The sequence below is a fragment of the Paraburkholderia sp. TE9906 genome (assembly GCF_056279605.1).
The window spans coordinates 33,039-46,324 of the sequence record NZ_JBWCCT010000024.1; the positions used below are offsets into that span (position 1 = coordinate 33,039).

At 58.9% G+C, this 13,286-nt stretch carries 8 protein-coding genes; 5 read left to right on the forward strand and 3 right to left on the reverse strand.

Annotation, left to right across the window (positions count from 1 at the left end):
- Window positions 1–62: 62 nt before the first annotated feature.
- Window positions 63–2,054 (reverse strand): metallophosphoesterase family protein, encoded by a 1,992-nt coding sequence (locus ACZ9H4_RS35620; RefSeq protein ID WP_476122849.1) that lies wholly within the window; start codon window positions 2,052–2,054, stop codon window positions 63–65.
- A gap of 508 nt (window positions 2,055–2,562) precedes the next feature.
- On the opposite strand from ACZ9H4_RS35620, the gene ACZ9H4_RS35625 reads away from it, so the two are divergent.
- Together ACZ9H4_RS35625 and ACZ9H4_RS35630 are read left to right on the forward strand one after the other, a co-directional pair.
- Window positions 2,563–2,718 carry a hypothetical protein gene (locus tag ACZ9H4_RS35625; RefSeq protein ID WP_476122851.1) on the forward strand — a complete coding sequence of 52 codons (156 nt, stop codon included), beginning with the start codon at window positions 2,563–2,565 and terminating at the stop codon, window positions 2,716–2,718.
- A gap of 529 nt (window positions 2,719–3,247) precedes the next feature.
- A complete protein-coding gene (locus tag ACZ9H4_RS35630; protein ID WP_476122853.1) occupies window positions 3,248–5,665 on the forward strand; it encodes a two-partner secretion domain-containing protein in 2,418 nt (805 codons plus the stop codon).
- Window positions 5,666–6,204: 539 nt separating this feature from the next.
- On the opposite strand, the gene ACZ9H4_RS35635 is transcribed toward ACZ9H4_RS35630, so the two are convergent.
- Both ACZ9H4_RS35635 and ACZ9H4_RS35640 read right to left on the reverse strand, forming a co-directional pair.
- The gene (locus ACZ9H4_RS35635; RefSeq protein WP_476122855.1) at window positions 6,205–9,879 is read right to left on the reverse strand and encodes a HEAT repeat domain-containing protein; all 3,675 of its coding nucleotides are present in this window, start codon (window positions 9,877–9,879) and stop codon (window positions 6,205–6,207) included.
- 384 nt (window positions 9,880–10,263) lie between these two features.
- Complete coding sequence (locus tag ACZ9H4_RS35640) at window positions 10,264–11,331, reverse strand: YecA family protein (RefSeq protein WP_476122857.1); 1,068 nt, start codon at window positions 11,329–11,331, stop codon at window positions 10,264–10,266.
- Window positions 11,332–11,344: 13 nt separating this feature from the next.
- Here ACZ9H4_RS35640 and ACZ9H4_RS35645 point away from each other — a divergent pair, with 13 nt between their 5' ends.
- The 3 genes from ACZ9H4_RS35645 to ACZ9H4_RS35655 form a co-directional block, all read left to right on the forward strand.
- Window positions 11,345–12,076, forward strand: a complete 732-nt coding sequence (locus ACZ9H4_RS35645; RefSeq protein WP_476122859.1) for a hypothetical protein — start codon at window positions 11,345–11,347, stop codon at window positions 12,074–12,076.
- Between the two features lie 14 nt (window positions 12,077–12,090).
- Window positions 12,091–12,591 carry a hypothetical protein gene (locus ACZ9H4_RS35650; RefSeq protein WP_476122861.1) on the forward strand — a complete coding sequence of 167 codons (501 nt, stop codon included), beginning with the start codon at window positions 12,091–12,093 and terminating at the stop codon, window positions 12,589–12,591.
- Window positions 12,592–13,017: 426 nt separating this feature from the next.
- On the forward strand, window positions 13,018–13,286 hold a 269-nt coding region (locus ACZ9H4_RS35655), incomplete at its 3' end, for a transposase (RefSeq protein ID WP_476122863.1).

Here is a 13,286-nt window from a genome sequence, read left to right on the forward strand (position 1 = left end):
AGCCTCGGCGGGTAGAAACCGGGGGCACTAATTTACTCAAATGTATTCTTTTGTCTCGGCGCTCAGTATTTTATCTTCCGGTGAACTGGCCTTCGTTTTCCCGGAGCAACCGATTTTGGCCGAGATGGACTCGCCGGATCCTTCGACCAGAGAAGCCCATAACTCAGCCCGGGAAGTGGACGTTCTATAGAAAGCATGACAATGCCGGCATCTCTCATATACATGAGTTTGTTGGACGCATATCTCTTCTCTGCCTGATCAAGACGGCCTTGACCGTCCATAACCGAGACCCAAGGTTGTGACGAAGGAAGCCAGCCGCTCGGAAATACCACCGCAATTTGGAGATTCTCTGGAAACACCGAGCGACAACTCATATACACATGTTCCGTTTTGTCTTTAGCTTTGGTCGCTTGAAATTCAAATGCCCTTGCGACACGATATGAAACGCAAAAGTCGGCTGTTTCAGATGCGCGAAGAGGTGGCTCAAACGTGACAAAGACCTCTTGTTTATCGTCTCCAATCGACGTAGGAAACTTCAACACGGGTTTCGAAGTTAGTGGTGTCGCTCCCGAATGTGTAGGCAGCACTAGCTTGCATGTCCTTCTGTTGAACGCGGTCTTGCTGTTGAAGGAGGCGAGTCTGATACGAGTTAGTGACTCCCCCACCGCGCGGAGATTGGTCAAGTGAATGGAAACATGTGCATCACCGTTCTTTGTTATTTTTACTACTCTTGTAACAATCCCGACGTAAGCCCGCCCATCGCCTGGTCCATTTTCGATTTCGCTTCCAACGTTCGATACAGAATTGCGAAGGTTTCGTAGAATGTTGCGGCGCCGGCTTTCAAATCGTTGAATTCGAAGACGATACTCCCCCATCGAAATCCGTCTACTCTCTACCGAGTGCATAAAATTTTCGGAATCAATCGCTCGATGTTCGACCTCGATGTTCCCCGTGTTATGTAGTCGAATAATGTTGTACCGGAATTTTGAGTTGACCGCGTGAGCCAGACTTCCCGCGCCAACGACTAGCATTCTATTGCAGTTGTCTGAGTGCTCGTGTTCAAGCACCTTGAAAAATGGGCGATGTTGATGCCCGTGTAGGATTAAATTGACACCATGTAAGAGTGCGAATGAAGTGAACATTCCCGCGTTTACAAAGGTGTCGGCGAAGTTATCTCTGTTATTTTCTCTTTCGACTGCGGTAGAGTTCGGCGAGCCGCTCTTCTGGGGCGCGGTCGAAATCTCGTCTAAATTTGTTGCATCTAAATCGTGTCTGTATGACATGCGGACTGAAGAAAGCGCGCTCTCTGGGATAGGCAAAGGATGATGGTGAATCAAGCAGATGGTAAAGTCTTCGCCGCTTTCTTCTGCAAGTCTTTTTGAGTCAGCTAGACTTTTTTTAAATTCAATAATGTGGTCACGAGAAACGCCGCCGCGCACGAAGTTTACAGTAGGGCTGACATCATTAGAACTGATACAAAAAAGTCGGATTCCAATGTCAACCCCGTGAGCGTGCCCGAAAACTAACTCACTATCACAGTACTGAGGTCCGAAATATTCGTTAAAGGAGTCTAGAGCTGTACTGTCGTAGTTAAAACTATCAATGTTCCCTCCATTGTCATTAGAAACAGCCTCCAAATCGTGGTTTCCCGGAACTACAAATACGGCTTGGCTATATTCGATTTTCCATTCGTCACACCATTGCTTAATCTGCTCTCTCGCAGCCAGGAACGATTCGCTAATCCTGCTTCTTCTGTCTTTCACCTTCGCTGTTGACATTGACGATGGGGCCGTGCAAGTCGCCGTGTTTGCCCAACTGCCGATTGAATTGCCAACGATATCTCCACTGACACAGAGCAAGTCGATATTTTCCTCTCGTAACTCGCGGCCGAACGCTTCCATAAGCGTTGTCGTCAGATCTCCTCCTTCGTTAGCGGGCGACTGGAAGTGCGTATCCGACACATGAACTATGGTCACGCAATCCGTACTCTTTCGTTGAATAGCATGCCGGCGCGCTCGCAACGCGCTTACGGAGGCTGATGTCGGTGCGTCCATGAGGTCTCCGTGACACCTGCGGATGTTTTGCGAGAGCTGGCGCTCCAACGACATATTCGCCAATCATCAAGTAGAGCGTAGTCATTGCTTGCAACACGCGCAAGGATGGCTTTCATCTAATTGAATGAACAACTTTCCGCGCATTCACCTCGATTCATGTTTTAGGCCGGCTTAAAGGCCGCAGGTGCATTGCCTTAAGGTTTCTTCATACACTAGCAGCCGCCGATATTGCTCTAAAAATATATTGATAAGCAGCACGCGCAACGCGTCCGTATGGCGACCGGGAAGGTCCACTATCGGGGCCGTTGGGGGCTGTACAGGGTTGGAAGCCGAAGTTTGCGAGGCGGGTCGAGGCTACCGACATCGATGTGGCTCTCCGGGTTCGGCCAATATCAGCCACTCGCGCAGCGGCGTAGATCGCTAACAATAGCTAGTCTCTTCCACAGAAACTTTTAAGAAGGGGATCAAATATGAAATTTGACTGGCACCGAGACCCGATTAATCGATCATGGATCTACCGCTCAGCTTGCAAATGCAGTTCGATTTCCGGGTCGCCGTTGCCGAAGGCGGCATCGTTTCGATCGAGACGGGACCCGACTGCGATCAGACGTGGCTCGAGGCGGAACTGACGAAGCTTGGGATCGCTCGAGCCGCCTCCCAATAGGCGGCTCTATCCGCCTGCACCGGAACTAGTATTCGGCGAAATTCGGCCATCAGCGGCCGCTCGAGGTCGTCGTCCAGTTTGGCTAGCAGAGGGCTCGTCCGCCCTCGCTCAATGGCCGGTTTCCGGCGAGGAGGTTGCGGATGGGACCGCCTCTACCCGGCCATCAAGCGTCATTCGCGCCTCCCGTCGGATGGACGTTCAGACGTCCGCTCGGGATTTGCAAACGGTCCCTGGCCTTGAGAACGCAAGCGCTGCTATCTGCCATCCCCATCTGCTGTCCGAAGCTCATGAACCGACACACTAAACACAGTCACGTCCTTGAGCACGTTGACCTCGGATCTACCCGCGCCATCAGCGCCGCCACACGATAAACCGTCGCAACGGTCCGATCCGAAGGCGGAAAACGCAGAGGTATTGGCATGCATCGGCGACTTGGATGTCTATTCTTCAGACGCTGCGACCAACGCGCTTCCGGTCGGCTCTGCGGGTCGCTGGCAGCCATTCTGCGCCCGCGCGGAAAAGGGGACGTATGACACGTCCAGAACTACGTCGGCCCGCGCGACGCGGACCGCATCCTCGGCAGCCAAACGAAGTCCTCTGGCTCGCCATCGGGCTTTCGGTTGCTGGGCTCTGCTTCACGCATGCGACGCTCGCAGCGGGCCCTCTGCCACAAGGCGGCACGTACGTGGCCGGCGCCGGCACGATCGCAAGCCAGGGAAACGGCATCGTGATCACACAACCGGGGTCGACGCGCGGCGTGATCGACTGGAGCAGCTTTTCAATCGGCGGGAACAACAGCGTGACGTTCGACAATGGCTCCGGCGCGACGCTGAACCGGGTGACGGGTGGTTCACCCTCTGCCATCCTCGGCAGGCTCAGTGCGACGGGCAGCCTCTATGTGATCAATCCGCAGGGCATCGTCGTCGGGCCATCGGGAGCTATTACAACCGGCGGACGTTTCGTCGCGTCGACGCTCGACATCTGCAACGACGCGTTCATGCAGGGCAGCGGCTCGCTCGCACTGTCGGGCAGCTCGAACGCAGCCGTGATCAATCTCGGCAAGATCAGTTCGAGCGGCGGCGATGTGTTCCTGATTGCGCGAAACGACGTCATCAACGCCGGGACCTTGGCGGCGCCCAATGGCACAGCGGAACTGGCCGCCGGCGAGCAGGTGCTGTTGCAGGACGCAGCCGGCAGCAGGCAGGTGTTCGTGCAGGCGGGCAGTCAGGGTACGGTCGTCAACCGGGGGCGGATAACCGCCGCGCAGATCAGTCTGCAGGCCGCCGACGGCAACGTGTATGCGTTGGCGGGCTGGGGCACGCGCATCCGCGCGACGGGCACCGCGAGCCGCGACGGCCATGTGTGGCTCGTCGCCGACAGCGGCCGTGTCGAGCAACTCGGCAACATCGCCGCAAGCAACGCGGACGGCAGCGGCGGAACCGTCGATACACAAGCGGCACAACTAGCGTTCGGCAAGCACGCAGTGGTTCACGCGGAACAATGGAATCTGTCGACGCCCGAGTTCACGATCGACGATTCGGCCGCGCACGCGTTGCAGGGCAGCCTGAACGCGGGCACCTCGGTCGATGTCACCATGACGGGCGCCAACGGCGCAATGGGCGACCTGGAGGTCGCTTCGAGCCTGCGCTGGCACGGTCCGGCCTCGCTCTCGCTGGCCGCCTATCACAGCGTCTCGCTGACGACGGCCACGACCGTCGCGAACAACGGAGCGGGCAATCTGACCTTGCGCGGCGACGCGTCCGGTATCGACAACGGCGGCAGCGTCATCAACAACGGCACCGTCGACTGGTCGAAGAGTACGGGCATCGTCAGCGCACTTTACGATATGAACGGCAGATACAATCCCGGCACGATCGTGGCGAACAGCGCGTGGACAGCAGCTCCGTATAGCGGTCTCATCGCCCAGGTGACCGGCTACAAGCTGGTCAATTCGGTCGGCGATTTACAGAACATCGCGCTTGATCTCGGCGGCGCGTATGCGCTCGGCAAAAACCTTGACGCCAGTTCGACCGATACGTCTTTCGCTTTCTCTTCGCTCGGCAATGCGACCACGCCTTTTTCCGGTCAGTTCGACGGGATGGGCCACGTGATCGACAGGTTCACCGAGTTTGATCAGAGCTCGACCGAGCAGCCGGCGACGGGATTGTTCGGCGCGATCGGGCCGACCGGTGTCGTGCGGAATGTCGGGATGACCAACGCGCGGGTCGTGACGAATATCTATTTCCCGGGCGGGATCCCGCTTGGCATTCTGGCCGGCGAGAATCAGGGCTTGATCACCTACGCCTACACTACCGGCAGCCGCGGCTCCGGCGCGTTCGAAGGTGCGTTGCTCGGCGGCCTGGTGGGACGCAACGACGGCCTGATCGAGCGCTCGTGGAGCAGCGCGTTCGTCGGGTCGGCCGGTGTACTCGGCGGACTGGTCGGCCTCAATGAAGGGACCATTCTGCAATCCTATGCAACCGGCGATGCGAGTGCGGGCTATCACGGCGTGGCCGGAGCGCTGGCCGGCTTCAACGCCGGTACAATTTCGCAATCGTATGCAACGGGCACCTCGTATGGCGATCTGAGCACCGGCGGCCTCGTCTATTCGAACTCCGGCACAATCGAGCAGTCGTTCGCGGCCGGGCTGGTACAAGGTTATTGCTGCGCGCCGCCGGATACGGTCACCAGCTTCGGCGGCATCGCGGCGTATAACGAGCCGGACCCCAACGCGGGGATTGCCACCAACGTCTACTGGGACAAACAGACGACGACGCGCAGCGTCAGCGCCGGGACCGGCCCGCAACTGCCGGCATCCAACGGTCTCCCTACCGCGCAAATGAGCGATCCGGCCAGCTTCGTCGGCTGGGACTTCGGACCGACCGGCGCGTGGGTCATGCCGGCCGGCGCGAGTCACCCGGTCCTGCGCTGGCAACAGAGCCATTAACTGACCATTGACCGCTAGCTGCTGCTAGTGATCGCCCGCCCGGTCGCGGGACAAGCCAGCGATTGCCTCCATGCACGGAGCTGGCCGGCCAGCAAGCGAGTCCTGCGTGTGTTTTCGCCCAGCATCCGCTCTCCGATGTGAGCAATCGAATGGCCGTTGGGCCTCGGACACTGCCGTCAAGGTTGTGCAGGTTCTACGTCCGCAGTGGGTCGGGAATGCGCGTTGACGACTGGCTGCTTTCAGGCAGCGGAAGACCAATGGCCGCTTTCCGGCGATGATTTCGGGGAGCAGAGTGCCGCATCTCGACCCGTTACGGTCACACGAACATCTCGATAGCGGACAGTCAGTCGAACCATGGGTTATCGAACTGGAGCAACTCAAGGCAGCCGTTGGCAAGCTCACACAACCGGCCAGTTTCAGTCGCTCGCATGACATTTTCGAACGTCGGCTTCCTGTTCAGAATGAGACGAAGCACAATAGCGACGGACGGCAAGGCGTCGAGTGAAACACTTTCGCCAAAACGATCTCCAGTTGCATTGTTACGCGCGGCGAGCGGCAAAGTTTGAATTTGTATCTGCGGTCGATTTGAAGGTCCTCCTGCGTCTTGCGATGGTGTACCGGGTCAGTAGTTCGTTCTGCCGCGTGTCGGCTGCGTTTTCGGTGAGGAACTGCCAGAGTTCGAATTCTTCATCGCCCGGAAGCCACAGCGCAAGCAGGTCGTACACCCCGAAAAACGCCTCGTCGGCGACGTGCTGCCGCTGCCGCTCTCCGTGCTCGCGCATGAACGCCGGCAGTAGGCAGAACTCCATGAACCGGTCATGGCGGAACCACCATCGTGTGACATCCTTCGTCGCGTCGGCGCTGCGAACCGGTACCGTACGCGCGACCATCAGTTTGTGCTCGACCAGCATCGCCACTTCGGCATCAAAGCCGGTTGGGTCTAAGTAGGGCGCACCGGATGCCCGCCACGCGTAGACTTGTTCGGCGAAGCGCGGGTAAGGAAAAGGCCGGTTCTCCCGCGCGCGAAACTCCTCCTCCATCGCGGCGAAGCGCTGCTCCACCAGCCGGAGCAGGTCGGGACGTTCACCGCGCGAGAGCAATTCGGCCACGATATTGGCCTCCATCGGATTGCTGAGTATCCTAAGTGCGCTCGTGCCGTCGTCTATTTTCACGACGAGTTCAGCAACATAGGCCCTTACTGCCTTGCCGTAGGCGTCTTCGTCAAGCGCGGCGCTGCGGGCGAGCGCCGGCCATTGCCTAACTAGAAAATCCTCGATCTGGTCCGTTCGCAGCGGCTGCAGTGTCAGCACCCGGGCAGTGCGCGGCGGTTTCCAGTCCATCGGCTGGGTGGTGATGACGAAGTTGCCGCGAAAAGACTCCTCAATGAACTGCACGATGCGCGACCGCGTATCGGGCGTGGCCTCGTTGAGGCCGTCGATCAGCACGTCGATTGCCCCCAAATGGACCAGCGTCCTCAGGTAGGACTCGTCGCTGGCCTGGCCCTTGAGTCTTGCTTGGATGGCCGTCACAACGCCCTCCCTGCACTCGGTCGCCGTCAGCAGAACAGCGATGTGCCCGGATGTTGAGGCTAGGCGTTGTAGCGCAGTCGTCTTGCCGAGCCCGGATTCTCCTTCAAGCACGACCTGGCCCTCGAACTTTTGCAATATTGCCGACAGCGGCAAGCGGGCACTTCCTCCATCCCGAGCGCCGCGCTCGATGACCTCGCTATCTGGAAAGTACGATCGCTCGTCGAAGCCGGCGAGGGCGCCGCGTTGCACTAGCGACGCCCTGAACGGAATGAACATGCGTCGTCGTAACCACGGAACCACGGCAATCAACAATCCCACATATCCCAGTCCGACGAACCAGCGTCCCCACCGGTTCCAGAAAAAGAAAGCTTGGACGGGTCGCCAGCGCGGATAAGCCCACAACAGAAGAATCCACAACGCGCCGTGTCCCGCTACTGCGAGGGCCACCTTTATGCCTACGATTTCCGTCTTGTGAACGCCTTCTATCCGGTTGCGGACCTCCCGCAAACCGGCCGCTTCTGCATTGAAGTTGTCGTTAGTCAGTTTCCGATCCCAATCGTCGATCAATTGCACATCTGCAACAGTAAATCGCGCTGCCTGATCATTCACGATCTGCGCGACCTTGGCTGCCACCCGCTGCCGCAATGTCGGATTCAGTGTTGCCTTCCTTTCTGCGTCTATCGCGTCAATATAAGGCCATTGGGACTGCAGTGCCGTAAGCACCGCTATTGCCCCGTCCCTGTTGAGCGTTTTCGGGTCGACGAATGCTCCGGTTTCGCCGTTGTTCGCCCAACTCATCATCGCGAGCTGTTCTTTGGTGAGGGGGCGCAGCAAGTAGCACGTGAGGCGGAACCATGCAGCCTGGTCCCGATTCAGCAGGGCACCGTCGAGGCAGCTGGCGAAGAGAACGGGCGTGCCAATCGGTCCGATATCATCCGCCAACGTTTGGAGAGCGAGGGCAGCAGTCTCGCGCACTGGCGGACTGCGATCCTTCAGCAGCGCTACAATGTGCTGCGGGTAGCTCGCAGCCGCCGAACCCATCTCCCCCAGTGCCTGCGCTGCGATCTTGCGCACGATCGGGTCGTTGTTCTTCAGCAGCTCAGCCATCTGCGTAGCGACCGATGCGTGGGCCGCGCCCATCGTCCGCAACGCCTCCATTGCGGCTGGAAGCATGTATGGGTCTAAGTCGTTAGAGAGCGTCACCACTATTTGCGACGCGTAGCTCGCTCCGGCCGCGCCCATCGTCCCGAGCGCCAACGCCGCAGCACGGCGCACGGATCTGCTCGAATAATCACCGAGAAGAGTTACCACCTCCGACGCGTGACTCGCGCCGGCCGCGCCCATCGTCCCCAGGGCTCGCGCTGCGGCCCCGCGCACGTTTTCATCCGAATCCTTCAGCAGCCTCGCCACCTGCGACGCGTAGGTCGCGCCGGCCGCACCCGTTGTCCCCAGCGCCTGCACTGCGGCAGCGCGCACGGACGGATCGCCGTCCTTCAGAAGCTCTGCCATCTGCGCGTAATCTGCGCCTGCGGGGCCGATCGCCCCCAGCGCCTGCACTGCCTGAGATCGTACGAGCGGATCGCGGTCCTTCAGAAGCGCTGCGATCTGCGGCGCGTACTTTGCACCAGGGGGGCCCATCGCCCCCAGCGCCTCCACCGCGTCGGAGCGAACTGATGAATCGCCGTCCTCCAGCAGCGCTGCGACCTGCGGCGCGACCGATGCGTTGGCCGCTGCCATTTTCGCTAGCGCCAGCGGTGCGGTGGCATAGCGGATGGCAGTATCTGAATCCTTGAGCAGCGTTAACACCTGCGACGCGTAGCTGGCGCCGTCCGCGCCCATCCCCGCCAGCGCCTGCGCTGCGGTGTAGCGCACGTCCGTATCCGAATCCTTGAGCAGCGTCGCCACCTCCGACGCGTAGCTCGCGCCGGCCGCACCCATTGTCCCCAGCGCCCGCACTGCCGCAGCGCGCACGGAGGGATTGTGGTCCTTCATCAGCGCTGCAAACTGCGGCGCGGAGCTAACATCAGCCAATGCCATCGCCTTCAGCGCCTCCTTCGCGGCTAGGCGCACGGACTGAACGTCGTCTTTCAGCAGCGCCGCCACATCAGGCGCGTACCTGGCGCCAGCCGAGCCGATCGCCCCCAGTGCGTAAGCTGCGGCCTCACGCACTTGGTGGAGGCTCGAATCCTTGAGCAGCGCCGCCAACTCCGGCGCGTAGTTTGCGCTAGCGGGGCCCATTGCTCCCAGCGCCTGCACTGCCGCATAGCGCAGCAGCAGATCGTCGCCCTTTAGCAGCCTTACCACCTGCGGCGCGAATTTGGCACCAGCCGCACCTAAGGAAGCCATCGCTTCCAACGTGATGTCGGCCCTCGGCCGGGACAGCCTGGCGCCAAGCTCATCTAACAAGGCCGGGGGAACATGATCTGCCCGATCAGGGCGTCCGTTCTCCCTGAGCCAAATGAGTGCGGAAGTTTGGGTCTCGTCGACTGGATCCCGCAGCGCCTGAAACAGTGCCTGGTATTGCCAATCTTTGAGTGGAGGCTTTGATTTTTCGGCAGGTGTCCACCATTCAGCGTTGGCGGCAAGCGACACGCTGGCTAACACTGTGGCGAGCAGAATCCGGCCGTACCACTTGGTGCTCTTCCTGCAAACTGCGTCGACGTTACGGTATGGATGCGGCCACATAGATCCCCCTCAGACGAGGTTGGGCATTGTCTAATCGTAGGCACCGCGAGCTGTAACCGCACGAGTTCAATGGAAAATTCCTTCCCAGGCTGGGGAACCGACTTTTGAGCTATTCGAGCGCGAATACAGATCGGCCGCTCCAGGTGCATCCGATCGGCCGCAACGGCTGCTATGGAACTCTGTAGCGACATTTGAAGAAACTAACCGACAGGCGGAGACGGGTCGGCATGCGGCAATCGGCTCTGCGAACGCATCGCCGGAAAGCGGCCATTCGTTTTTCACCGCCCGACAACGGCCAGTCGCCAACCCGCACTTTCGACCCGTTGCCGCCATCCCACAAAGAGAGGGGCCGACGGCCGGTCTCGGATCAGTATCGGGCGGACCTTACTGACCCGGGACCCTGTGGCAGTTCCTGTATTTCTTCCCGCTCCCGCACGGACAGGGCGCATTGCGGTGCACCTTGGGGAAGACGACCGGCGCAGCCGCGGTGATCTGGAGCTGGCCGATCATGACACCGGGGCCGTTCGATCGTCCGTCCACGATGTCCAGCAGTGGCAACTCGTTTTCGACGATGTCGCTCTCATAGCCGGTGATTGCGGCCAGCGGCGACTGGAAATCAAGCCTTCCAGTGTTGAGGCGTTTACCCACCGTGCCGCCGGAACGGTGCCGGCTTGAGATATCCGCGACGATTGCGGCGGCCTTCGCGCGGATCGCGGCATGAGAAGCTCGTCTTTCAAGCAGCGCGCGCAGCTCCCGTTCGTCCGCCTCCGTCATTGCGCTGAATGCACCGATCGCCTGAATCATCGTCGGATTTCTGGGTGCCGGGTCTCTGCTGCGTTCGCAATGAACTGTGAATTTTGCTTGCGCGACGGGATGGTTGATGAAGTTGATGAAGTCTTGGAAGTTCGAGATCAAAGCGTTGGTGATGGAACCGTCCGCAGTGTATCCGCTGATCATCACCGTCAGCTTTCGATTGCGAACATCTATCGAGAGCACGTCCGGATCTGACCTGAATTTCTCCGTCGCGATCTCGGCGAAGTGTTCGATGGCCTCGCGGAATCGCGAGTCTTTCCTCGATGCGGCTTGCAGGGCCTCCATTAGCCAGGTCGACGTCTTGAATTCATTGATGAATGCTAGGCCGGTGTAACAGTAAAGGGCAGAGGCATCGTCACAAAGAAGATGTCCCGCCTTGCCCGATGCTTCTGTCACGATGCCGCCGGTCCAGCCTGTAAGGCGCCGATCGCTGACTTGAATGATTTGATCCGCGTTGGCGGCTACGAGAGCAAAGGTCATGGTGGCGTGCAGCTGTTCTGTAGGAAAAAGTGATTTATCGCGGAAATGCCAATCGGACAAGGCTCTGGCGGCAAACAATGTGACAAAATCCGACAGCCGGATGTTGCGCTTGTATTGCCGGCTGGAGCCGGTTAATGATAGGCGCCGGGTAACAACCAAGGAACGGGATCTCGTGGAATCTTCCGCGCACGACAATCTGGAGCTTTCCCTTGACCGGTGGCAGGAATGCCACTGGCATCTGCACCAAATGGAAGGCAATTACCATCAGCCGGACGGGTTTCGCTATTCCCTGAATTCGTTCGTTCGTGCCGTTAAGGAAGTACCCCTGAAACTGCACAACGATTTGCAGCGCCATCCTGAAGTGAGGGCCAAAATCAAGCCGCTCCAAGAGGCGGTTTCCGAGAACGATCTGTTCCAGAAGCTCGGGAAACAGCGCGATTTTATCGTTCACCACGGAGCGCTTAACCCGCACAGCCGCGGCCAGATTGGCACGACCGAGGGCGCGAAGATCAAATTCACTTTTCCCTTCGCCGTGCATCCGTGGGAATCGTCCGATGAAGCATATGAGCGGTACAAGGCACTGTGCAAGACAAATACCGTGATGCGCGGTCTTGGGCCGGATTGCGATTCCGCCCCGGCGCTCTGGCGCACCTGGATGATCCCGGAGTTTCCTGACAGAGATTTGCTCGACGTCGCGTTTGAGGCCTGGACGCTTCTCGGAGAATTGCTCTCCGGCGCCGTTGAAGCTTTCGGCGGAGAAAAGCTCGATCTCACGATGCCGTGCCGACACGATCCTAACCTCGTACGGATCAAGCGATACAGCCAGCGACAATTCTTCCTCGATGTCGACGGGATCGACCTGCAAGAGGAAGAACGTAAATGGCGCGAGCATAAGGCTCAGTGACAGAAGGAGAAGCTATGGACCGAGAGACCCTTCTTGATCACCTGACCGGAGCGCTTCGCGCCATCACTAGGCCGCGGTTCTACCAAAACGAGCACGGATTTCAGGGTGAGTTGCTGGTCGAGCTGAAACAGGCCATCCCGGCAGATTTCCTGTCGGACGGAGCCATTATCGAACAGGAACACCAGAAAAAGCTAAAAGTGCATGGTCTAAGAATCCGGCCAGACATCATTATTCACGAGCCGTACGACGAGCACCGTCATGGCTCACGCAGGGACGGAAATCACGCCGTCATCGAGATCAAGCGGGCGGCGTCTCCAAAAGACGCGATCGACGATTTCGCGAGCCTGATCAACATGATCGAGATTCTGGACTATCCACTTGCGATCTTCATCAACATCGCGTCCGATAATACGCGGGCCGATCTCGTTCCGGCGGAATGGCGAGACCGGATCGTATGTTTCGCCGTCAATCTGCGAAACGGCGAGACCCATGTGATCCGGTCAGACGTAGGCTAATTTTTTTGTTTTGTTATCTAGCCGTTTACTTCCCCGTATAAAGGAACGGTCGAAGCGACTGCAGATTCATCGGTTGGTATGACGATACGCTCTGACGTTATTCGCAGGCGGCGCACTGCTCGTCCTAGCTGGACGATTAAGCACGGGGAAGACACCTCGTTAGTCGGGGCCCCAACCGAACGGCCGCGTTCTGGCATTGAAGCGACGCCTTAGCGTCGCGTCTCGTTCGAACCGAATGTCCCAAACTGGCCGATCAGCGCCTTATGCGATGGGCATTTCTCGACCCGTAAGGGACGTTCCCGTGGAACCCTACGGTCGGCAGATTGCGCGTCCGCAGCGGACGTAAGCGGCTCGGCCCGACCGTTTCGCCATGCTGACTTTTCCGAAGCATGATGAGCGCGTTCAGATCAACGGAGCCAGTTAGCCATGTCGAACGCAGGAGGCGGAGCCCATCCGCGTCGCACGTACGCGCGAGAATTCAAGCAGCAGGTGATCAGAGAAACGTTGGAGCCCGGCATGTCGGTATCGATTGTTGCGCGCCGGCACGACATCAACGCCAATGTGGTGTTCGGATGGCGCAAGCAATATCGTGAAGGCAAGCTGGTCGTCCCTGCACTCGACGCTGCGCCGAGCATGCCATGCACGGAGCTGCTGAGCGTCGACGTAATCGACTCGGCATTAGTACTTCGCGCGCC

What these genes read in the sequence shown, in the direction of transcription:
- ACZ9H4_RS35650 (WP_476122861.1), top strand. Translation starts at nt 12,091, where the DNA reads ATGGACCGAGAGACCCTTCTTGATCACCTGACCGGAGCGCTTCGCGCC.
- ACZ9H4_RS35620 (WP_476122849.1), bottom strand. Translation starts at nt 2,054, where the DNA reads ATGGACGCACCGACATCAGCCTCCGTAAGCGCGTTGCGAGCGCGCCGG.
- ACZ9H4_RS35630 (WP_476122853.1), top strand. Translation starts at nt 3,248, where the DNA reads ATGACACGTCCAGAACTACGTCGGCCCGCGCGACGCGGACCGCATCCT.
- ACZ9H4_RS35635 (WP_476122855.1), bottom strand. Translation starts at nt 9,879, where the DNA reads ATGTGGCCGCATCCATACCGTAACGTCGACGCAGTTTGCAGGAAGAGC.
- ACZ9H4_RS35625 (WP_476122851.1), top strand. Translation starts at nt 2,563, where the DNA reads ATGGATCTACCGCTCAGCTTGCAAATGCAGTTCGATTTCCGGGTCGCC.